Below are 22,141 nucleotides of genomic sequence, written 5' to 3'. Positions count from 1 at the left end.
CGACCGCACTCCCCTCCGGCCGCGGCGCGCCTCAGACCACGGGCAGCCGCGGCCGCCGCACGCTCGCCGCCACCCCGTCACTGGCCTCGGCGGCCCGGCGGCGCTCCTCGGGCACCTCCCCGTACAGGGTGGTGCGCATCCGCAGCGGCCGCCCGGTCGGCTCCACCAGCGCGCGGATGTCGCCGATGGTCTTGTAGGAGCCCTGGTCGGACCCGGCCATGCGGGAGATGGTCTCCTCCATCAGGGTGCCGCCGACGTCGTTCACCCCGCCCCGCAGCAGGTCCCGGCAGGTGTCCTCGGCCAGCTTCACCCACGAGCACTGGATGTTGTCCACCGCCCCGTGCAGCAGGATGCGCGCCAGCGCGTGCACCGCCCGGTTCTCCCGCACGGTCGGCCCGGTGCGGGCCAGCCCCGCCAGGTAGACGGGCGCGTTGGTGTGCACGAACGGCAGCGCCACGAACTCGGTGAACCCCGGGCGCCCGTTGCGCTCCAGCGACCGCTCCTGCAGCCGCCGCAGCAGCCGCAGGTGGGCGACCCAGTGGTCGGGCCGGTCCACGTGGCCGTACATCATCGTGGAGGTGGTGGACAGCCCCAGGTCGTGCGCGGCCGTCACCACCTCGATCCACTGGGCGGCCGGGAGCTTGCCCTTGGTCAGCACCCAGCGCACGTCGTCGTCGAGGATCTCGGCGGCGGTGCCGGGCAGCGAGTCCACCCCCGCCTCGCGCGCCCGCTCCAGCCAGGCGCGCACCGGCAGGTCCGTGCGGGCCGCCCCGTTGGCGACCTCCATCGGGCTGAAGGCGTGCAGGTGCAGGCCGGGCACCCGCTCCTTGACCGCCCGGGCCAGGTCGAAGTAGGCGGTGCCGGGCAGGTCCGGGTGGATGCCCCCCTGCATGCACACCTCGGTGGCCCCGGCCTCCCAGGCCTCGGCGGCCCGGTCGGCGACCTGCTCCAGCGACAGGGTGAAGGCGTCGGCGTCGGTGCGGCGCTGGGCGAAGGCGCAGAAGCGGCACCCGGTGTAGCAGACGTTGGTGAAGTTGATGTTGCGGGTGACCACGTAGGTGACGTCGTCGCCCGCCGCCTCGCGGCGCAGGCCGTCGGCGATGCCCGCGAGCTCCTCCAGCTCCGGCCCGTCGGCGCGGAGCAGCGCCAGCGCCTCGTCGTCGGTGATCCCGGCCGGGTCGCGCCCGGCCGACCGCAGCGCCGCGCGCACCTCGGCGTCGCCCGCGGCGGCGGCCGGGGCGGCGCCCTCGGCGCGGCCGCGCAGCGCCTCCCAGTCGCCGTAGACCGCGTCGAAGTCGCCGCGCCGGTCGGCGGTGCGCCCGTCGGCGTCGATGCCGGTGTGCAGGTCGGTGCGGCCCGCGGCGGCCAGCGCCGGGTCGGGGGCCTGCCAGGGCAGGCCGCGCGGGCGGGCGCCGGGGCGGGCCAGCCCGGTGTCCGGGTCGGCCAGCGCCGCCACGTGCTCCGACACCCGCGGGTCCAGCCAGGGCTCCCCGGCGCGCACGTACTCCGGGTAGGCGGTGAGCCGCTCGGCGAGGGCGAACCCGTGCTCGGCGGTGCGGCGCTCCAGCTCCTCCGCCTCGGGCCAGGGGCGCTCGGGGCTGACGTGGTCGGGGGTGACCGGGGAGACGCCGCCCCAGTCGTCGATCCCGGCGCGCAGCATCAGCCCGTAGTCGTCCCCGATGAGGTTGGGCGGGGCCTGCACCCGCGCCTTGGCGCCCAGCACCAGGCGGGTCACGGCCACGGTGGCGGCCAGGTCCTCCAGGTCGGCGTCGGGGCGGTGCATCATCGCGGTGCCGGGCTTGGCCCGGAAGTTCTGCACGATCACCTCCTGCACCGCCCCGTGGGCGCGGTGGGCCCGGCGCAGCGCGAACACCGAATCGGCGCGCTCGGCGGCCGTCTCTCCGATGCCGATGAGGATTCCGCTGGTGAAGGGCACCGAGCAGCGCCCGGCGTCCTCCAGCACGCGCAGCCGCACGGCCGGGTCCTTGTCGGGGCTGCCGTAGTGCGGCCCTCCCGGCTCGGCGAACAGCCGCTCGGAGGTGGTCTCCAGCATCATGCCCATGGACACGGCGACGGGCTTGAGGCGCTGGAAGTCGGCCCAGGACAGCACCCCGGGGTTGAGGTGCGGCAGCAGCCCGGTCTCCTCCAGCACCGCGATCGCCATGGCGCGGACGTAGGACAGGGTGTCGTCGTAGCCGCGCTCGTCCAGCCACGCGCGGGCGGCCTCCCACCGGTCCTCCGGCCGGTCGCCGAGGGTGAACAGCGCCTCCTTGCACCCGGCGGCGGCGCCGCTGCGGGCGATGTCCAGGACCTCGTCCGGCTCCAGGAACGGGGCGTCGAGGCGGCCGGGGACCGTGGCGAAGGTGCAGTAGTGGCAGCGGTCCCGGCACAGCCGGCTGAGGGGGACGAAGACGTTGCGGCTGTAGGTGACGGTGCCGGGGCGCCCGGCGGCCTCCAGGCCCGCGTCGCGGACCCGTCCGGCGTAGAGCAGGAGCCGGTCCAGGTCCTCGCCGCGGGCGTGCAGCAGCACCTCGGCCTCAGAGGGGTCGAGGGCCTTGCCGTCGCGCGCGCGGGCCAGGGCCCGGCGCATCGCTGATGGGGTCGGCGGCGTGCTGGTGGGTGTACCCGTCGTCATGGGGGCACGATACGCCGGACCGCCCGGCGCCCCGGGGCCCGGGCTAGCCCGACACCGCGTGCGTCCGCGGCCGCCTGCCCGACTCCGCCAGCCGCCGCTCCAGGAACGCCTCCCAGCGCTCCACGATTCCGTCCAGCGCGTAGCGCTCGGCCGACACCAGGGCCTGGCGGCCCATCCGCTCGCGGGTCTGCCGGTCCTCCACCAGGCGGAGCAGCGCGTCGCCGAGCGCCTCGGTGTCCTGGGCGGGCACCAGCAGCCCGTCGCCCTCGTGGTCGATGATCTCCCGAGGCCCGTACGGGCAGTCGAAGCTCACGGCGGGCACCCCCACCGAGAAGCCCTCGATGATGGTCATCCCGAACCCCTCGACGCGGGAGCTGACCGCCAGCACCGAGGCCTTGGCCAGCTCGCCGGTGATGTCCTTGGTGCGGCCCATCAGGTGCACCTGGTTGCTGAGGCCGCGGGCGGTGATCTGCTTGCGCAGCTTCTTCTCGCCGTCGCCGCCGCCGTAGATGCGCAGCCGCCACTCGGGGTGCGCCTCCGCCACCCGGGAGAAGGCGTCCAGGAGCTTGGGGTACTGCTTGACCGGCGAGAGCCGTCCGGCCGCCGCGATGATCGGGTTGTCCAGGGTGGAGCGGGGCAGGCTGCGGGGCGGCAGCGGGTTGGGCATGACCTCCAGCCAGCCGTCGTCGGCGCCCAGCAGGTCCCGGTAGGCGGTCCGGTCGGCGGAGGTCAGCACGGTCATCCCGCCCAGGCGCGGGTAGCGGGCGGCGATCGCCGCCCGGACCTGTGGCGTGTGCTCGTCCAGGTTGATGTGCTCCTGGCCGACGGCCAACACGCGGCCCGGCGCCCACGCCGACAGCAGCAGGTTCAGCCCGGGCCGGGTGCCGACCACCACGTCGGCGTCGGTCCCGGCCAGGTACCGGCGCAGCCCGTGCACGGCGGGGGCGGTGTAGCTCTTGTTGCGCTCCCGCTCGGGCTCGGGGACGACGGCCCGGGCGCGCCGGTTCCACCACGCCTGCGCCGGGCCGCCGGTGCCCGCGTCCCCGGCGGCCTTCCCGCCCTTCTCGTACGCCTCGTTGATCGCGTGCAGCGGGCGCATCCGCACCCCCTCGGGCACGGTGAAGAACGGCTTGGTCTTGTGCCGGACCAGGCTGACGATCTCCACATCGTGGTTCCGGGCCAGCCCTTCGGCGAGGTTGTAGACCGTTCGGACGGTGCCGCCCAGGCCGTAGGCGTTGGCGATGACGAAGGCGATCTTCACGCGGCGCCTCCGGCGGAGACGGCCAGCAGGGAGAGCTCGTTCTTGGCCGTGAAGTAGGGGCGCACCCGGACCGGTGCGCCGGCGGGTTCCAGCACCGTCGCGGGGTAGACGATCTTGTTCTTCTTGTCGGCGATGTCGTCGGCGTGCGCGGCGAGGCGCAGTTCGGCTCCGCCGGGCAGGCGCAGCCACAGGTCCCACTCGTTGTGCGGGCGCTCCGGCCGGAACAGCAGGGCCATCGGTTCCAGCGGCAGGGCGCAGGAGAACGCGCGGCCGTCCAGGTCGGCCGGGGCCTCGACGACGCCGTCCAGGCTGCGCTGGCGGGCGATGACCGTGGGCGCGCCGTCACCGCCGGGGTCGGGGGCGTAGGCGAGCACGCCGCGCACGGCCACGGTGTCCCCGCCGGGGGACGGGGGTTCCACCCAGTCCACTTCGGCGTAGGGCTCGACGGTGGTGGCGCGCAGCAGCAGGCGGCCCTCGGCGTCGCGGACCGCGCGCAGCTCCCGGCGGCGCGGCCGCCGCAGGTAGGCGGCGCGGTCGGACAGGTGCACGCCGGTGTCGGTGGTGTCGACGGGAGCGGCGCGCCCGTCGCCGTCGACCCAGAGCACGTCCCATTCGCCGTCGTCGAGGGGGAGCCCGTCCAGCGGCGCCTTCAGGCTGGCCCCGGAGCGGACGACCCGCTCGACCGGGAGCAGCCCTGCGCCGCTCCGGCCGTGCCGGCGCAGGGCCAGCGCACCCCCCTCGGCGTCACCGACCCGCAGCTCCAGAACGTCCGCAGCGTCGATTCTCGTGAGATCGGCCTGCACATCCACCCCCCGATGTCCTTGTGCGCCCCGCGCGCGGCGGTGGCCCCACACCGCCCGCGGCCGAACGCTACCCGCCGACGGTTAAAGAACTTCTAATCTGACAATCAACGCCGACCAGCACATTTACGACGAATGCCACTGTCGGCCCATGGGAGTGATCGTCCGGGGCCCGGCTCGCGGTTCCCCACAAGGGATCCGACGACCGGATGCGGACAATCCGCGGGGGGATGTGAACCCGGGCACGGGGGGAGGCGACGCGCGCCCCGGAACGCGGCCGCGGAGGCGGCTCAGGCCTCCTTGACCGCGCGCACGAGCACGATGCTGCCCCGGGTGTTCGGCGCGGCGCCGTCGGCCAGGGCGACGAGCGGGATCAGCGGCGCGGCGGCGTTGAAGCCGTACCGGCCGCCGTAGGCCGACAGCGACAGGTAGACGCGCTCGGCCGCCCGGCCGCGGAACTGGTAGGAGTGCCCGCGCACGCTCAGGCCCCGCGCGGCGAGCAGGCCGGTGAGCTCCTCGTGCGTGTAGGTGCGCTGCACGTGGAAGCGGCGCCGGTGCGCCTCGAAGAGCCGGGGCCAGGCGGCGCGGCGGGACAGGCAGTCGGCCGACATGACCAGCCGTCCGCCCGGCCGCAGCACCCGCGCCATCTCGTCCAGGGCCGCGGGCCCGTCGTCGAAGTGCTCGATGGCGCAGACGGACAGGACCGCGTCGACGGAGGCGTCGCGCAGCGGCAGCCGCAGGGCGTCGCCCTCGACCAGCCCGGGGGCGTGCCGGAGCCGGGAGCCGCGCAGCATCTTGCCGCGCGCCAGGTCGACCGAGACGGCGCGGGCGCCGCGCTTGCGGGCCTGCCCGGCCCAGTAGCCGTCACCGCCCGCGACGTCGAGGACCACCTGCCCGCGCAGGTCCCGGCCGAGCCAGTCGAGCAGGGTCCCTGCCTCGCGCCGGCGGCACACGTGCACACGGTGCCCGGCGAAGGCCACGAGGTCGGGGAGCGCGGGAACGGTCACGGGCGCCGACCCTACCGCAGGCTCTCAGTCCGGCGTCAGCGATCCATCAGCGCCGCGCCGGGGAGCGGCGCTAGCGTGGCCGCGCACAGGAGGGACGATCGATGGCCGAGACGACACCCGCGGACGCGGAGGCGCTCGCGGACGAGCTGACGGCCCCCGGGGAACCGGCGCTGGCCGTGCGCCGGTACGGCGGGGAGCCCGGACGCGGCGGCCGCGGGCAGGGCGCCCCCGCACCGGTGGTGCTGCTGCACGGGCTCGGCGGCACGCTGGAGGAATGGGACGGGGTCGCCCGGATCCTGGCCGCGCGCCGCCCGGTGTTCTCCGCCGACCTGCGCGGGCACGGCCGCTCCGGCGACGCGCCCTGGTCCCTCGACGGGTTCGTGGACGACCTGATCCGCCTGCTCGGCCACCTCGGGCTGGAGCGGCCCCTGGTGGTGGGGCACGACATCGGCGGGGCTGCGGCCGCCTGCGCCGCCTCCCGCCGCTCGGACCTGGCCGGGGCCGTCAACCTGGACGGCGTCGCCTGGCCGGACGCCGAGCGCGCCGCGCAGGCGCTGGGCATGGGGGCCGACGCCGCCGGGATCCAGGTCGACCTGGCCCGCGCCTACGCCGCCGAGCAGCTCGCGGCGTCCCGCACCCCGCAGGACGCCGGGGAGTTCGCCCGCTCCTTGGAGGCGCTGCGCTCCCTGGGCGAGGAGGGGCCCACGCTGGAGGCGTCGGTGGTCCGCGCGGCGGCGGCCGCGGACGGCCTGGTGGCGCTCCGCCCGGGGCCGCGCGGGATGCGGGCGGCGATGGACGCGTTCGACGAGTTCGTTCCGGAGCGGGTGTACGCCCGGTTGCTGGTGCCGGTGCTGTCGCTGGTCTGCACGGGCGGCGTGCCCGCGCCGCCCGGGGCGCCGACCCGGTTCCTCGACGTGGTGCGCGCGGCCGCCTCCGCCGAGCTGTCCCGGACCGCCCCGCTGCTGCGCTCCCGGCCGATCGAGCAGACGGCGTACTACCCGCACGTCACGCACCCGGCGGCGGTCGCCGGGGCCGTCGGGGGCTTCCTGGAGGAGATCGGGGGCTGAGGGCGCGCCCGATGATCCCATGGGCGCCGGCCGGGCGTCAGTCCTCCGCGCTCTCCACGCGCACGCGCTCGCCCGCCTTCACCGTCTCCAGGACGCGCGGGTCGCCGTCCAGGGCGCCCATGACGTTGGCGGCGCTCGCCAGGCGGCACTCGTCGCCCAGGGAGATCGGCGTCGGGCCGAACGGCAGGGCCAGCGCCGAGCCGGCCAGCCAGTAGCAGACGGCGCCCGGCTCGACGACCTCGGCCGCGTCCGGCTCGGGGCCGGCGTCGACCGGGATCGGGAAGTACACCTCGTCGCCCCAGGTCGCGGCGGTGCCCTCGAAGGGCAGCGCCTCCCAGAGGAGCGCGGAGGTGGGGGTCGGCTTCAAGGCGGCGGTCGTCTCGCCGCCGTTCCAGGAGATTCGGATGCGCATGGGGTCGTGTGTACCGCACCACTCCCACCAATGTCCATAATGCGATTTACTGTTTTCGCAGTACGAAATATGCGTGCGGCTAGGGGAACCGCGACCCGCCCGGGGAACGCCCCGGCCCTGAGCGAGCGCCCCGACACCGGCACCGGGAACGGCACCGGCACGGCGTGGTCCACCGGGACCGCGGTGGACTTCAGCGACGCGGTCACCATCGCGGTCGGCTCCTTCCGCGGCGCCGGGCCGGTGACCGCCTGGCTGCCGGCGGGTCTGGTGCCGCCCGGGGCGGAGTGAGCCCGGCCCACTACGCTGGGCCCGTGCCCAGCCTCCTCGCCCGCGTGCGCTCCGACCGCCGGGTGCGCCTGGCCGTCCTCGCCGCCGTCCTGGTGTTCGCCGCCGTCGCGCTGGCCGACCGGTGGGACGAGGCGCGCGGCGCCCTGGCCGCGCTGCCCCTCTGGGCGCTGCCCGCCTCCCTGGCCTGCGCCCTGGCCGCGCTCGGCGGGCAGATGATGGCCTGGCGGGCGCTGCTGGCCGGGCTCGGGTCGCCGCTGCCGGCGGCGACGGCGGCGCGGGCGATGTTCGTCGGACAGCTCGGCAAGTACCTGCCGGGGTCGGTGTGGGCGTTCGCGGCCCAGGTGGAGCTGGCCCGCGACCACGAGGTGCCCCGCCACCGCGGGGCGGCGGCGACGGCCCAGGCGGTGGCGGTGACCCTGGCGGCGAACCTGGCCGTGGCGGCGGCCACCCTGCCGTTCGCCTCCGAGGAGGCGACCCGGCGCTGGTGGTGGGCGCTGCTGCTGGCGCCGGTGCTGCTGGCGGCGCTGTACCCCCGGGTGGTGGAGGCGGTGCTCGGGACGGCGATGCGGCTGCTGAAGCGCCCCGTGGAGGTGCGCGTCGACGGCCGTGCCACCGCGGCGGCGCTGGGCTGGACCCTGGCGGCGTGGATCCCGCTGTCCCTGCACATCGGGGTCCTGGTGGCGGGGGCCGACGGTGCGGGGTGGCGCGCCCTGCCGATCGCGGCGGGGGCCTACGCCCTGGCGTGGACGCTGGGCGTGCTGTTCGTCATCGCCCCGGCGGGCGTCGGCGTGCGCGAACTGGTGCTGGTGGTGGCGCTGTCCCCGGTGTTGACGCCGGGAGCGGCCCTGGTGGTGGCGGCCCTGTCCCGTCTGGTGATGACGGCGGCGGACCTGTCGGCGGCGGGCCTGGCGGGGTGGGCCGGACGCAGCATTCGCGCACAGGGGTGAGGCGGCACTAGCCGTCTCCGTTCACCCCCTCCCGGGAACCGGTCAACTCCCTGGTGTAGGCCTTCCACAGGGCCTCCGCGTCGGCCGGGCGGACGCCCCTGCGGAGCGCCTCCGCCTTGCCCGGGGCCGCGAAGGCCGCCAGCGCCCTCGCCAGGTCGTCCGCGTCGCCCGGCTCGCACAGGAGGCCGTCGACGCCGTCGCGGACCTGGTCGGCCATCGCGCCCGCGCGGGTCGCCACCACCGGCAGGCCCCGCTCGTGCGCCAGGCGCACGTTCTGGGTCGACGTGGCCGACCGGTACGGCAGCACCAGCGCGTCGGCCGCGTCCAGCAGCGCCGGGACCTCGCCCGCCGGGACGTAGCCCTCGCGCAGGGCCACCCGGTCGGCCACCCCCAGCTCGGCCGCCAGGGCGCGGAAGGCGTCCGCGCCGGTCCAGAACTCGCCCGCCACCGTCAGCCGCGCGGACGGCGGCGCCCCCTTCGCGAAGGCCCGGATCAGCACGTCCACCCCCTTGTACGGCCGCACCAGGCCGAAGAAGAGGTAGTGCGGGGCCCCCTCCGGGCGGGAGGGGGCCGGGCCGCCCCGCCCGGCCGGGGCGTGCGCGTCCGGGAAGTGCGGCGGCAGGTCGGCGACCCGCACGTCCGCCCCCGGCGCCAGGCGCCGCGCCAGCGCCGCCTGCTCCCTGGAGTGCACCAGCACCGTCCCCGCCCGGCGCAGCAGCGCCCGCATCAGCGGCCGGTCCCCCGGGCGCGGCTCGTGCGGGAGCACGTTGTGCGCCACGACGGCCGTGCGCACCCGCCGCCCCGCCGCCGCCATCAGCACCAGGTACGCCGGGACCTGCACCGGCGACAGCACCGCCACCGCGAGCAGCCCCCCGCGGGCCGCGGCCCTGCGGCCCGCCGCCCACCAGGTGTCCGGCCGGTACCAGGCCATCCGGCGCAGCGTCGCGGGAAACGGCTCCCCCTCCGCCTCCAGCACCGTCTGCCGCCCCGGGTACAGCAGCGCCGGGTACTGCGCCCGCCACGACTCCAGCACCGCCCGGTGCCCCTCCGCCGCCAGCCGCCGGGCCAGCTCCGTGGTGTGCCGGGCCCCGCCGCCCTTGTACGGGTGGGCCGGGCCGACCAGCGTCACCTGCACGCGCCCTCCCCTACACGCCGTCGCGCGAGCGCACGATGAGGTCGGCCAACAGCGCCATCGCCCCCACGATCAGGCCGGTCATCAGCAGCATCACCGTGTTGTTGGGGATGTAGAGCGGGTTGCGCACCTGGTCGAACACGAACTTGGCGGCGCCGATGCCCAGCAGCCACAGCGCCGGGGGCATCAGCACCTTGAGCGGGTTGAAGTACATCACCATGCGCAGCACCTGAAGGATGTACCGGTAGGCGTCGCGCACGAAGTGGAACTTGGAGTCCCCCGACCGCTTGGCGTAGTCGATCGGCAGGTACTCGACCCGGTGCTGGTTGGACAGGAACGCCAGGGTGATGGTGGTGACGCAGGAGAACCCCGGCGGGAGCAGCCGCAGGTACGGCAGCGCCACCTTGCGCCGGAACGCCCGCAGCCCCGAGTTGAGGTCGGGGATGCGGGTGTTGGTCAGGTGCTCGGCGATCTTGCGGATGGCCCACTTGGCGGGGATCCGCAGCAGCCGGTGCGACCCCGCCTCCTGCCGCCGCGCCCCCACCACCTGGTCGACCGCCGGGTCCTCGTGCAGCAGGGCGACCAGCTCGGGAATGCGCTCGTTCGGGTAGGTCATGTCGGCGTCGGTCCACACCACGATGGCGCCGCGCGCGCGTTGGCTGCCGATGCGGCGCACCGTCCCGGCCCCGCCGTTGTGCCCGAAGGCGATCACCTCCAGGTGCGGCAGGCGCCCCTCGGCCTCCCGGAGCCGCGCCAGGGTGCCGTCGGAGGAGGCGTCGTCGAAGGCGAGCAGCTCGTAGCCGATGCCCGAGGCGTCCATGGCCCCGCAGATGCGCTCCACCTCCGCCACCACGTGGGCCTCCTCGTTGTAGCAGGGCAGGACGATGGTGACGTCGGGCGTGGGGGACTCGCGCTCCACGGGGGCCTCTCCGTTCTCGTTCACTGGGCGCCCTCCCGGGCGGGCGGCACGCCGTCGGGGAGCACCGCCACCCAGATGTCGCCGTGGAAGGCCCACGGCGACGACGGCGGCTCCATCAGGGTGCTCGGGTCCTGGTCGCTGCGCACATGGAAGGGGTGCTCCACCAGCGCCCCCGGCGGCGCGTGCATCCGCAGCCGCTCCTCCTTCTCCGCCGCGAGCACGGGGGTGCGCCCGCGCTCGGCGATGCCCTCGACCGCCCGCAGCACGGCGCCGCCGTCGGCCGCCGTGGCCACCGGGACGCCGCACATGCCCCGGATGAGCTGGCCGTAGTAGTGGCCGACGCCGTCGACCAGGACGACGCTCGCGTCCCCGGGGATCGCCGCGCACAGGCTCTCGGCGGCCCGGATCGTGCCGACGTCGGAGCGGTAGTCCAGGCCGCGCACCGACGTGGCCGCCGCCGGGACGAGCACGGCGAGCGCGCCCACCGCCACGGCGGCCGGGGCGAGCACCCGCCCGCCCGGGCTCCCGTCCGGCGGGGCGAGGGCCTCCAGGCGGCGCGCCGCCCAGGCCAGGAACCAGACGGCCAGCAGGACGAAGGCCGGAAGCACCAGCACCACCAGGCGCCGGGAGGCCCACGGGTGGTCCGGGGTGATCGCCGGGCGGGCGAGGGTGGCCGCCACCGACCAGGCCATGACCGCCAGCGGCAGCACCCACTCCGGGGCGCGCCGCAGCAGCACGCGGCGGGTGAGCAGGCACGCCCCGAGTGTGCCGAACAGCACCCCGCCCAGCCCCAGGTACCAGCCCACCCAGTACAGGCTCATGTCCTCGTAGTTGCGGTCCGGGTCGTGCGGCAGGCCCTCGATGTCCTGCACCTGCCCGACGAAGTTGGCGGTGGCCTCGTCGCCGTGCCCGTACTCGGGCCACAGCAGCGGGCGCAGCGCCAGGCCGACCGCCGCCAGGGCGACCACGGCGGCCGCGGCGGTCGGCAGCCACGGCGGCCGGTCGGTGCGCGGCACCCCGTGCCGCCAGAGCGCGGCGGTACCGACCGCGGTCGCCGCCACCACCGCGCCGCAGATCACCAGCAGCGGGTCCAGCGAGGCGGACAGGTGCTCCAGGTAGGGGCGGGACAGCCCGAACCCGGCCACCAGGCCGTAGCCGGCGCCCGCGGCGAGCCCCAGCGCCAGCGGCACCCCCTGCCCGCGGCGGGCGAGGACGAGCAGCCCGGCGACGGCCACGACCGGCAGCGCGTCGCGCAGCATGTCGATGCGCACCACCAGGCCCAGGCCGAACATCAGCCCGGCGGCGCCCGCCAGCAGGTGCGGCCGCCCCCACCGGCCGCGCAGCGGCACCCGCTCCGACAGGGCGTCGACGGCGACCGCGAGCCCGCCGAGCATGAGGAGCTGGGCGACGGGTTCGCTGTAGGTGGAGCGGCTCGCCCACTGCACGGGCAGGGAGGCGGCGAGCAGCAGCGCGGCCAGGGGCGCCCAGCGGGCGCCCACGAGCCGGGCGGCGAGCCCGCCGAAGGCCAGCACCGCCAGCCCTCCGACGACCGGCGGGACCAGGACCATGCCGGCGGGCCCCGCGATCCAGTGGCCGACGGCGTACAGCAGCGGCGCCCCGGCGAGGAACTGGGGCCAGATCTCGTCGCCCACCTGGTAGTAGGCGAGACTGCCGTAGGTCAGGCCGGGGGCGTCGCCCGCGATGAGCGCGCGGCCCTGGGGGATCGGCAGCGATCCGTGCTGCGCGATCCAGATCGTGTACTGGGCGTAGGAGGCGGGGTCGCGCCGGATCACCAGCGCCTCGGCGTGGTAGGCGAGCTGGACGGCGGTGAAGGCGGCGGCGACGAGCAGGGTGGCGGCCACGGGCCACCAGGGCGGCGGGTCTCCTCTCGGTTCTGGGGTCCACCTGACGGCCGCGTAGGCGGCGAAGGCGACGGCGGGAACCCCGGCGGCCAGCCCCGCGAGGGGGGTGAACCACCCGATCAGCAGCAGCGGGAAGGCCACCAGCAGCCACCCCGCGAGTGCGAAGGCGGGCAGCACGGTGGCGCGTGCCAATAGGCGTCCGGGAGTGCGGGACATGGGGTTACTGTGCCACTGAAGGCCCCTCAGGCCGATTCCGCCCCGCTGGCCGCCCCGGAGGGGGAGGGGGACCGGAAGACGCCCCTGGCAGGCCGAGCGGCCTGTCGCACGAGACGAAGCTCACTATTCCAGACATGACGGACACAGGGACGGGGTTCGACGATCCTGCGCGGTGGAACGACCGTCTTGAGCGTGCTCGTGTGGCGATTCCGCCACGCACGATGACCCCCCGGCCCTGAGGGGGCGGTACGGGTTCCTCCTAGTCCTCGCGGCGCATGGGGAGTTCTTCGCCCTCTGTCTCGGGGCCGTCGAAGTCCACGGTCAGCACGTCCGCCTCCAGGGTGATGAGCGCCCCCCGCGGCGCCGGGGCGGTGCACTCCTCGCCCTGGCCGGAGTCGACCACCTCGGCCTCGTACCCCTCGGCCGGATCCTCCCAGCCGCGCACCAGGGTCAGTTCCACGTAGCAGTCGTCGTCCTCGGAGTTCTCCAGGACCGCCGAGCGTTCGCCCTCGTCGACCTGCATCTCCCACAAGTCCACGCCGACGTTGCCCCGCCAGTCGCCCTCGAAGTCCGCGGTGAACGCCGGGGCGGGGATCGGCGCCGACGACGGCCCCGACGGGGTCGGGGCCGGCGAGGGCTCCTGGGAGGCGGACGCCTCGCCGTCGGGAGATCCCTCCCCCGGCGCCCCGCCCTGGTCGGCGGCCGCGCCGTCGGTGCCCCCCGGCTCCTCGGCGCCGCCCTGGCCGCCCCGCAGGAGTCCGGGCAGGAGCAGCCCCGCCGCCAGGGCCAGCGCGGCCAGGACGGCCGCCCCGGCCACCGCGGCGGCGGCCCGCCGCCCGGCGCGCCGGCCCGGTCCCCCCTGTCCGGGCGCCTGCGGCCCCGGCCCCTCGAAGGCGCGGGTGGGACCGGCCCCCGCGGCCAGGGTCGCCTGCGGGTCGGCGGCCGCCGGAGCCGTCTTGCGGCCCAGCAGCATCATCAGCAGGTCCTCGGTCTGCGGCCGCCGCTCCGGCTCCTTGGACAGGGCCGCCACCACCATGGGGCGCAGCCGCTCGGGCACGCCCCCGACGTCGGGGACCCCGTGCAGCACGCGGTGCAGCACCTCGGGCACGGTCGATCCGGCGAACGGCAGCCTCCCCGTCGCGGCGAAGGCGGTGACCGCGCCCCACGCGAACACGTCCGCGGCGGGCCCCACCCCGGTGCCCGAGACCTGCTCGGGCGCCATGAACGCCGGGGTGCCGATGGCGGTGGCGGTGCGGCCCCCGTCGGCCAGCGGCACCTGCGCCACCCCGAAGTCGATGACGCGCGCCCCGCCCTGGGCCAGCAGCACGTTGTCGGGCTTGAGGTCCCGGTGGACGATCCCGGCCTCGTGCACCGCCACCAGCGCTGTGGCCGTGTTGACCGCCAGCCGCTCCAGGTCGCCGCCGGTCAGCGGGCCGCCCGCGCGCACCGCCTCGGCCAGCGACGGCCCCTCGACGTACTCGCTGGCGATGTAGGGCGGGTCCGCGGCGAAGTCGGCGTCGAGCACCGCCGCCGTGCAGAACGAGGCCACGCGGCGGGCCGCCTCGGCCTCACGGGTGAACCGCCCCCGCATCGAGGGGTCCGCCAGGGAGGCGGCGCCCAGCGTCTTGACCGCCGCGCGGGTGCCGTCGGGCGCCTCGCCCAGGTAGACGGTGCCCTGACCGCCCTCGCCGAGGCGGCCGGTGATCCGGTAGCGCCCGACCCGGCGCGGATCGGAGTCGCTGAGGGGGCGGGGTTCGGGCACGGCTACGGTCCTCCCGGAGGTCTTCGTTACACGCCTGCGACGCTATACGACCGCGGCGTCCGGGAGGCCGGGGTCCTCCCGGCGTGAACAGGGGGCGACGTGCCAGTAGCATGTCCGCAGCCCCGCCCCTCCCCCAGCCCGTCCCGGCGGGGCCGCCGAACCAGCGGAGGACCCTCCTGTGCCCGCGGACACCCCTGCGCTCCTGTGGCGCGACGCCCACGACGCCGACCCGTCCCGCCCCTTCGTGACGGCCTACGACGGCCCCGTCGGCGGCCGGGTGGAGCTCTCCGGCGCCACGTTCGGCAACTGGGTCGCCAAGACCGCGAACATGCTGGTCGACGGGCTCGGCGCGGTCCCGGGCGAGCGCGTGGCGCTGGCCCTGCCGGTGCACTGGCAGTCGCTGGCCTGGCTGGTGGCGTGCTGGTCGGCCGGGGCCGTCCCGGTGCTGCCGGAGGACGCCGCCGCGGTGCCCTCCGCCGACATCGCCGTGGCCGACGCCGACCGGATCGGGCCCGCCCTGGACTCCGGTGCGCGCGAGGCCGTCGCCGCCTCCCTGCACCCGCTGGGCGCACCGCTGCCCGACTGCCCTCCGGCGGCCCTGGACTACGCCGATGAGGTGCGCGGATACGGGGACCACCACACGCCCTCGCCCGCCGCCTCCGACCCGGCGCACCCGGCCCTGGAGTCGGGGGGACGGACGTTCACCGCGGCCGAGCTGGCCGGGGCCGCCCGGGAGCGGGCACGGGCCTGGGAGCTGACCGGCGGGGACCGTGTGGCTATCATCACCTCAGCGCGGGAGCCCCTGGGGGCACTCGGGCCGGACCTGTCCCGGTTCCTCGCCCCGCTGTCCCGCGCGGTGCCGCTCGTCCTCACCCCGAGTATCGATTCGGCTAACCTGCAATCACGGCTTGATATGGAGCGCGCCACGGCCCTCGTCGGCGCACCGCCCGGCACCCCCGCGCCCTCGGGCGGCATCAGGCCACTGTCCTGACGTCCACTCATTGGTTCCCGATGCCGAGAAAACGCCCCTCCTCACGCGGCTCCACGCGGGGTCACGCCGCAGCCCGGCGGGCGGTGTCGCCCGCACGGATCATCGCCATGGTCTCCACCGGTCTGGTCATCCTCAGCCTGTTGACCGGGTACGGGGTCTACTTCAACATCTACAACAAGATCAACCAGGAGCAGATCGACTTCGACGAGTGGGGCGACCGCCCCACCCGGATCGACGGGGTCATGAACATCATGATCATCGGCTCCGACGTGCGCTCCGGCGCCAACAGCGAGTACGGCGACGCCGAGGGCGAGCGCCCCGACGTGCTGGCCGTGGCGCACATCTCCCCCGAGAAGAAGAGCGCCACCCTGGTCAACATCCCCCGCGACTCCATCGTCGACCTGCCCCAGTGCGAGGCCAAGGACGACAAGCCCGGCCAGCAGGCGCACACCGCCATGATCGGCGAGGCGATGAACAACGGCGGGGTCGAGTGCCTGTGGAAGACCGTCGAGGACCTCACCGATGTGCACATCGACCACTTCGTCAGCCTCGACTTCACCGGGTTCAAGGAGATGGTCGACGCCGTGGGCGGGGTCACCATGTGCATCCCCGAGCCGATCCAGGACAAGAACGCCGGGCACCTGGACCTGGAGGCCGGTGAGCAGAAGCTGAACGGCGAGGAGGCGCTGGGGTACGTGCGCTCCCGCAAGGGCCAGGGCGACGGCAGCGACCTGTCCCGGATCAGCCGTCAGCAGGATTTCATGGGCGCCATGCTCAAGACGGTGATGAGCGGTGACGTGCTGTCCAGCCCCACCACCCTCAACTCCTTCCTGGGCTCGGTCGCCGACTCGCTGACCACCGACGACGGCCTCACCGTGTCCACCATGGGCGACATCGGCGTGGCCATGCGCGAGGTGGACCTGGACGACGTCGAGTTCATCACGGTGCCCAACGGCCCCCACCCGGCCGACGCGAACCGGGTCGCCTGGTCCGAGCCGAAGGCGTCCCAGCTCTGGCAGCAGGTGGCCGCCGACGAGATCGGCGGCGGGTCCGAGGACGACGGCGGCGGATCCGGCGGCGGCAAGGAGGAGGAGAAGGTCGACCCCTCCGGGGTCTCGGTCGAGGTGCTCAACGGCACCTCCATCCCCGGCCTGGCCAACGAGGTCTCGACCGGCCTGACCACCCGCGGCTTCCAGCCCGCGGGCACGGGCAACCCCACCGGGCAGGTCCCCCCGGAGACGACGGTCTACTACGGGCCGGGTCAGAAGGCCGCCGCCGAGGCGGTCGCCAAGACCTTCACCAACGGCACCACCGAGGAGAACTCCGCCCTGGGCGACACCGTGCAGGTGATCGTCTCCCAGGACTGGGACGGGTTCAAGGCCTCCGGCGGCGGCAGCAGCGGGGGCGGCGGTGGAGGCGGCGCCGACATCGACTCCAAGAGCGCCTCCGACGCCAAGGTCGCCTGCGACTGACCGCGGCACGGACACGAAGGCGGGCCCACACCCCTCGGGGTGTGGGCCCCACGTCGTCGATCTCGGGAAAAGCGCCCCTGAAACCGCGCCGGTAGCGTCCATTTTCCCGAGATCAACGGGGAAGGGAGCGGCGGTTCCTAGGCCGGAACCGCCTTGGGGAGGTCGACCGGCTCGGGGACCGCGCCCTTGACGATCAGGTCGGTCCACATCCGGCACACCTTGTCCAGCGCGTAGTTGCCCCGGATCTCGGCCTGGGCCGCGCGCCGCGCCGCGTCGAACCGGCCCTCGGCCACCGTCGCGTGGATCGCCTCGGCCATCGCCGCCGGGTCCTCGTGCAGCCACCGGTGCGAGTAGATGGTGTCGGCGCCCGGCCAGGTCAGCACCGCCGGGACGCCCCCCGAGGCGGCGCACTCGGCCGGCGCCAGGTGGAAGCTCTCATCGTCGCTGGTGGACAGCGCGAAGCCGATCCGCCGCAGCCAGGCCGCCACGTCCGGGCCGAACGGGTCGAACACCACCCCCCCGGCCAGCAGCGGGTCGCGGCGCAGCTCCCGGTAGGCGCGCTCGTAGTACTCGCGCTCCTCGGGCCGGTTCCAGATCCACCAGTAGTCCCAGGGCTGCTTGGACTTGACCGCCAGGGTGAACCGGCGGTCCCGGCGGCGCAGCTCGCGCAGCACCTCCAGGCCCCGGTCGATCCGCTTGCGGGACGGCGCGATGCCGATCATCCCCAGGGTGTACTCGGCCCCCGGCAGCTTGGGCCGGTCCAGCTGCTCGGTGTCCACCCAGTTGGGCAGCACCACGACCTTGTCGGCCGGCCACCCGGCCAGCTCCCGGGTGAGCCGGGCGTAGTAGGGGCTGACGCAGATGACCGCGTCCACCTTCTCGATGTCGAGCTTGCGCGGCCACTCGGCGTACAGCTCGAACCGGTGCAGCCGCACCAGCAGCCGCTGCCCCGGCCGCTTGTGCTCGGCGTAGAACAGCGCGTTGGGGCCGCACCACTCGCAGATCACCACGTCCGCCCAGGACGCCAGCTCCTTGCTGCGGTACTGGTCGTGGGCGCGCAGCGACTCCCACTCGTCCAGGCGCACGTCCAGCCCGGGCAGCGAGGTCAGGTGCTCGGCCAGCCGGGTGAAGAACTTCAGGTCGTGCCCGGCGATGACCACCTTGAGCGGGCGGCGCGCATCGGTGCCCTCGGGGCCGGTCGGGCAGGCCGCGTCCAGGTAGGAGCCGAGCCGCTCGGCGGCGCGCTCCAGGGAGAAGCGGGCGGCCGCGGCCCGGCACCGCTCGGCGGCCTCGGCGCGCGGCGCCGGGTCGGCGGCGAGCGCCAGCAGGTCGGCCACCTCGTCGGCGTCGGCGCCCGGCTCGGTGAACAGCGGGTAGTCCGCGCCGAGCAGCGCCTCGTGCATGGGGGTGCGGTTGAGCACCACCGGCAGCCCGAGCGCCCCCATCTCCAGCACCTTGGTGGACAGCTCCAGGCTGGCGTCCATCTCCTCGTCGCGCCAGGACAGCCCGGCGTGGCACCCGGCGGCCAGGCGCAGCGCCTCGGCGCGCGGCACCCCGCCGTGCGCCACCAGCCCCTCGGTGCCCTCCAGGGCCTTGTTCATCCTGCGGGCCCACTCGGGGGAGTCCCGGTGCACCTTGTCGCCGACCATGTGCAGCTCGGCGGGGACCCCGCGCTCCTTGAGCGCCTCGGGCAGCCCGGCCATCTCCAGGGTGTTCCACCGGGGCGCGAACTTGCCGGTGTAGACCAGGCGCAGCGGCCCGTCCACGGCGGCGGGCGGGGCCGCCTGGGGCGCCCCCTCCTCCAGCACCACCACGGGCGGGAACAGCACGCTCTTGCCGCAGGCGGCGGGGACCGCGCTCTCCAGGAAGCTCCGCAGCTCCTCGGTCTGGCACAGCACGAAGCGGGAGGCGACCGCGATGTCGGTCAGCTCGGAGACCGCTCCGGCGGTCAGCTCGGGCACGCTCTGCGGCACGTCGGTCAGGTAGGTCCACAGCCTCCCGGCCAGGCGCTCGCTCTGCGCGGCGAGCACCGCGAGCCGCCGCCCGCGCACCACCACGAGGTCGTAGGCCCGCTCGGCGTCGAGCCGCTCCAGCAGCTCGACCGCCTGCTCGGGGGTGAGCCCGCGCGGGCCCAGGCCCTCCAGCAGCCCCTCCTCGTAGGGGCGGCGCAGGGCCACCGCCGGGTCGCGCTCCAGCGGCGCCGTCAGCCGGTCGGTGGAGACCTCGGCCTTGAGGAGCAGCGTGGGCGCGCACCCCGCGGCGGCCAGCGCCTGCACCATGGACTGCGCCCACACCGCGGAGCCGTCCATGATGTTCATGTCGACGTCGCCGTACACCAGGGCCCGCAGCCCGCGCCCCGCTTCCGGGGGGCCTTGCCGATTGTCCACGTCTTCCCTTTCACGGCCGCGGGGGCGGGCCCGCCCCCGCGGATGCTCCGATCGCAACGGTGCCCTCAGGGGGCGCCCGGCACGCCGCCGGCCGCCCCGGCCTGCGCGGCCTCCCCGGCCGCCAGGCCCGGTCCGAGCGCCAGCAGGCGGGCGCCGTGCCGGTTCCACAGGCCGGGGTCGATGCCGCGCCCGGCCAGCTCGGTGCGGGCCAGGTCGGGCCGGACGCCGCCGACGAACACGTAGTCCTGGTCGGCGGTGGCCGCCTCCCAGGCGCCGTCGCCGCCGCCGGGCACGGTCGCCGCGCCCACCGCGTCGGCCCCCGAGCACTCGGCGGCGCACAGCAGGTCGGCCAGGAGCCCGGGGCCGCGCGGCTCGCGCCACAGCACCGACCACGGGGCCGTGGCCTCCCGGGCCAGCACCGCCCAGCGCCGGTGGCCGGGGCCGCCGGCGGGCACCCCGGAGGCGGTGCGGACCGGCACCCCGAAGGAGCGCAGCCGCTCCACCCCGGCCAGGTGGGCCGCCTCGGCGGGCACCACGGCCTCGGCCGGGGGCAGGTCCTGGTTGAGCAGGTCGTCAGCGAGGGCCAGGGCGGCCGTGTCGTCGGCGGGGGCGGCCAGCACCGCCGCGCGGCGCCCGGCCAGCACCGCGGAGGCGCCCGCCGACCCGGGGGCGAAGTCGACCTTGCCGAAGACCTCGGCGAGGCGCACCGGGACGGCGTCGGTGAGGAACACCGAGCGCAGCACCGCCCGCACCTCCTCAGGGGAGAGCGGCCCGTCCCGGCGGACCCGCTCCAGCTCCCGCAGGACGGCCGCGGGGTCGGCGGCGCCGGGCGGCACCGCGGCCGCCCGGTCCTGCCCGTCCCGGCCGCGCCCCACCAGCAGGGCGCGCGCGCCGCAGGCCAGGGCCCGGTCGGCGGCCGCGGCGTCCTCCACCACCACCGAGGAGGCGGACCGCAGCAGGTCGGGGAGGTCCTCCCAGGACACCTCGGCGGTGCGCGGCCCGTCGTCGCCCAGGGCGCCCAGCAGCCGCCGGGCGGCGGCCCCGGAGGGTCGGGACGCGGCCAGGCGCACCGGCTCGGCGGAGCGCTCGGGGTCGGCGGCGATCGGGTTGAAGCGGTGCAGCGGCACCCCCGCCCCGCCCTCGTGCACCAGGTCGAAGCCGAGGCGGGCCAGGGCGGGCGGGGCGGGCGCGTCCTCCAGCAGCACGGTGGGCACCCCGCGCGCCGAGGCGGCCTCCAGCACCCAGGCCAGGGCGCGGGTGCGGTCGGCCGCGGCGGGGTCGCCGGTGTGCGCCCAGGGCCCCGCGGCGCCGGGCGCCGCGGCCGAGGCGGTCACCAGCACCGCGTCCACGTCCACCGACTCGAAGACCGGCTGGGCGTCGTGCGGCAGCAGCGGCACCACCCGCACATAGGGGCGCAGCGCCTCGGCGGCCTCGGCCGAGAGCACCCCGGCCACCGAGAGGCGGCCGTCGGGCGCCCCGGGCGCGCCGCTGAGCAGCCGCGCCTCCTCGCGCTCGGTCTCATAGGAGCGCACCGGGTCGGGCTTGCGCCGCCCCGTGGCCTGGGTGGTGCGCCCGCTGCGGCGCCACAGCCGGAACAGGTCGCGGGGCAGGCGCACCAGGCCGCGCCCGGGACGCTTGGCCGCGGACGTCAGGGCCCGGCCCACCTGCAGCGAGGTGGAGGCCTCCAGGGCGGCCAGGCGGGCCTGTGCCTCCTGGAGCTGGGCCTCCCTCTCGCCGAGGGCCCGGCGCAGCTGCTCGGTCTGGGACTGTTCTCGCCGTTTCACGGGTTCTTCCTACCTTGTGCGGGGGACAGCACGTCGGCGATGCGCTCCCCGGCGGCCCCGTCCCACAGCGGCGGGACGGCCCCGGCGGGGGCGCCGTTGACCGGCTCGCCGGAGGCGGCCTTGGCGACCAGGGCGGGCAGCTCGGCGAACTCCTCCCGGGACACCAGGCGGTTGGTGCCGTGGGTGATGGTGACCGGCCTCTCGGTGTTGGGGCGCAGCGTCAGGCAGGGTACCCCGAGGATGGTCGTCTCCTCCTGCACCCCGCCGGAGTCGGTGACCACGGCGGCGGCGCCGCGCACCAGCGCGACGAAGTCGATGTAGCCCAGCGGCTCCAGCAGGTGCACGCGGGGGTGGCCGCCGAGCCCGGCGGCGTCGAAGGCGGCCCTGCCGCGCGGGTGCACCGGCATGACCACGTCGATCCGGTCGGCGACCCCGTGCACGGCGGCGACCAGCCGGGCGACCGTGTCGGGGTCGTCCACGTTGGCGGGGCGGTGCAGGGTGGCGGCGACGTAGGAGGCGGGCAGGCCGTGGCGGACCCGCAGCCCCTCGGCGTCGAACCGGTCGAGGTTGGCGGTCAGGGTGTCGATCATCGGGTTGCCGACCAGGTGGATCCGGTCGGCCGGAACGCCCTCGTCGGCGAGGTGGGCGACCGCGTCGGCGCTGGTGGCCAGGCACACGTCGGACAGCCGGTCGGTCACCACCCGGTTGACCTCCTCGGGCATGGTCCGGTCGAAGGAGCGCAGTCCGGCCTCCACGTGCGCCACGCCGATGCCGAGCTTGGCGGCGGTGAGCGCGGCGGCGACGGTGGAGTTCACGTCCCCGTAGACGATGACCGTCTCGGGTGAACGCTCGGTGAACTCCCGTTCCAGGCCGGTCATCAGCGCCGCGGTCTGCTGGGCGTGCGAGCCGGAGCCCACCCCCAGGTCGGCGTCGGGGCGGGGCAGCCCCAGGTCGCGGAAGAACACCGCGGACATGCGCTCGTCGTAGTGCTGGCCGGTGTGCAGCACCTGCTGGGCGATGCCGCGCCGGTCAAGGGCGGCCACCACCGGCGCCGCCTTCACGAAGTTCGGGCGCGCTCCCACGATGTGCAGGAATGCCATCGACCTCTTCCCTCGTTCCTCGCCCCGGCCCGCTCGGGACCGGCGTGTTTTCCTCCGGCGACGCGCGCGGGACGCCCGGGCGTCACCGCGGCGACACCG

17 protein-coding genes are annotated in these 22,141 nt (G+C 75.9%); 5 read left to right on the top strand and 12 right to left on the bottom strand.

Translation table 11 applies throughout. The features are described from left to right. Positions 1-31: 31 nt before the first annotated feature. From O4U47_RS13315 to O4U47_RS13300, 4 genes are all read right to left on the bottom strand, one after another. Positions 32-2,635, bottom strand: coding sequence for a bifunctional FO biosynthesis protein CofGH (locus O4U47_RS13315; protein WP_270678144.1), 2,604 nt, complete (start codon positions 2,633-2,635; stop codon positions 32-34). 43 nt (positions 2,636-2,678) lie between these two features. After that, positions 2,679-3,896, bottom strand: a complete 1,218-nt coding sequence (locus tag O4U47_RS13310) for a glycosyltransferase family 4 protein (RefSeq protein WP_270678143.1) — start codon at positions 3,894-3,896, stop codon at positions 2,679-2,681. Further along, on the bottom strand, positions 3,893-4,705 hold the full coding sequence (locus O4U47_RS13305) for a hypothetical protein (protein WP_270678142.1): 813 nt from the start codon (positions 4,703-4,705) through the stop codon (positions 3,893-3,895). Before O4U47_RS13305 ends, O4U47_RS13310 begins: the two co-directional genes overlap by 4 nt. 281 nt (positions 4,706-4,986) lie before the next feature. Next, on the bottom strand, positions 4,987-5,703 hold the full coding sequence (locus O4U47_RS13300; RefSeq protein WP_270678141.1) for a class I SAM-dependent methyltransferase: 717 nt from the start codon (positions 5,701-5,703) through the stop codon (positions 4,987-4,989). A gap of 101 nt (positions 5,704-5,804) precedes the next feature. On the opposite strand from O4U47_RS13300, the gene O4U47_RS13295 reads away from it, so the two are divergent. Then, positions 5,805-6,770 (top strand): alpha/beta hydrolase, encoded by a 966-nt coding sequence (locus O4U47_RS13295; RefSeq protein WP_270678140.1) that lies wholly within the window; start codon positions 5,805-5,807, stop codon positions 6,768-6,770. 37 nt (positions 6,771-6,807) lie between these two features. Here O4U47_RS13295 and O4U47_RS13290 read toward each other — a convergent pair whose 3' ends face one another. Further along, positions 6,808-7,182 carry a cyclophilin-like family protein gene (locus tag O4U47_RS13290; protein WP_270678139.1) on the bottom strand — a complete coding sequence of 125 codons (375 nt, stop codon included), beginning with the start codon at positions 7,180-7,182 and terminating at the stop codon, positions 6,808-6,810. A 69-nt stretch (positions 7,183-7,251) separates the two neighbouring features. On the opposite strand from O4U47_RS13290, the gene O4U47_RS13285 reads away from it, so the two are divergent. Beyond that, entirely contained in the window at positions 7,252-7,470 is a 219-nt protein-coding gene (locus O4U47_RS13285; protein ID WP_270678138.1) for a hypothetical protein, read from the top strand. A 23-nt stretch (positions 7,471-7,493) separates the two neighbouring features. Then, positions 7,494-8,417, top strand: coding sequence for a lysylphosphatidylglycerol synthase domain-containing protein (locus O4U47_RS13280; RefSeq protein ID WP_270678137.1), 924 nt, complete (start codon positions 7,494-7,496; stop codon positions 8,415-8,417). 7 nt (positions 8,418-8,424) lie between these two features. Here the strand turns inward: O4U47_RS13280 and O4U47_RS13275 are convergent, their stop codons facing one another. The 4 genes from O4U47_RS13275 to O4U47_RS13260 all read right to left on the bottom strand — a co-directional run bounded on the left by O4U47_RS13275 (position 8,425) and on the right by O4U47_RS13260 (position 14,308). Continuing rightward, positions 8,425-9,552, bottom strand: a complete 1,128-nt coding sequence (locus O4U47_RS13275) for a glycosyltransferase family 4 protein (RefSeq protein ID WP_270678136.1) — start codon at positions 9,550-9,552, stop codon at positions 8,425-8,427. Between the two features lie 10 nt (positions 9,553-9,562). Further along, positions 9,563-10,492 (bottom strand): glycosyltransferase family 2 protein, encoded by a 930-nt coding sequence (locus O4U47_RS13270; RefSeq protein ID WP_270678135.1) that lies wholly within the window; start codon positions 10,490-10,492, stop codon positions 9,563-9,565. Further along, on the bottom strand, positions 10,489-12,546 hold the full coding sequence (locus O4U47_RS13265; protein WP_270678134.1) for a hypothetical protein: 2,058 nt from the start codon (positions 12,544-12,546) through the stop codon (positions 10,489-10,491). The genes O4U47_RS13270 and O4U47_RS13265 overlap by 4 nt, the downstream gene beginning before the upstream one ends. 259 nt (positions 12,547-12,805) lie before the next feature. After that, a complete protein-coding gene (locus O4U47_RS13260; protein WP_270678133.1) occupies positions 12,806-14,308 on the bottom strand; it encodes a serine/threonine-protein kinase in 1,503 nt (500 codons plus the stop codon). A 178-nt stretch (positions 14,309-14,486) separates the two neighbouring features. Here O4U47_RS13260 and O4U47_RS13255 point away from each other — a divergent pair, with 178 nt between their 5' ends. Next, positions 14,487-15,299, top strand: a complete 813-nt coding sequence (locus O4U47_RS13255; RefSeq protein WP_270678132.1) for a TIGR03089 family protein — start codon at positions 14,487-14,489, stop codon at positions 15,297-15,299. A 20-nt stretch (positions 15,300-15,319) separates the two neighbouring features. Beyond that, positions 15,320-16,771 (top strand): LCP family protein, encoded by a 1,452-nt coding sequence (locus tag O4U47_RS13250; RefSeq protein ID WP_408638967.1) that lies wholly within the window; start codon positions 15,320-15,322, stop codon positions 16,769-16,771. A 137-nt stretch (positions 16,772-16,908) separates the two neighbouring features. Here the strand turns inward: O4U47_RS13250 and O4U47_RS13245 are convergent, their stop codons facing one another. From O4U47_RS13245 to wecB, 3 genes are all read right to left on the bottom strand, one after another. Next, on the bottom strand, positions 16,909-19,107 hold the full coding sequence (locus O4U47_RS13245; protein WP_270678156.1) for a glycosyltransferase: 2,199 nt from the start codon (positions 19,105-19,107) through the stop codon (positions 16,909-16,911). Positions 19,108-19,223: 116 nt separating this feature from the next. Further along, a complete protein-coding gene (locus tag O4U47_RS13240; RefSeq protein WP_270678130.1) occupies positions 19,224-20,942 on the bottom strand; it encodes a hypothetical protein in 1,719 nt (572 codons plus the stop codon). Continuing rightward, positions 20,939-22,042: a non-hydrolyzing UDP-N-acetylglucosamine 2-epimerase gene (wecB, locus tag O4U47_RS13235; RefSeq protein ID WP_270678129.1), complete on the bottom strand. Its 1,104-nt coding sequence runs from the start codon at positions 22,040-22,042 to the stop codon at positions 20,939-20,941. The genes O4U47_RS13240 and wecB overlap by 4 nt, the downstream gene beginning before the upstream one ends. Between the last annotated feature and the right edge of the window lie 99 nt (positions 22,043-22,141).

The sequence above is a fragment of the Nocardiopsis suaedae genome (assembly GCF_027706745.1).
In the GTDB taxonomy this organism is placed as follows: Bacteria; Actinomycetota; Actinomycetes; order Streptosporangiales; family Streptosporangiaceae; genus Nocardiopsis_A; species Nocardiopsis_A suaedae.
Note: the sequence above shows the minus strand (reverse complement) of the source record. Positions and strands in the feature narration are given on the sequence as shown.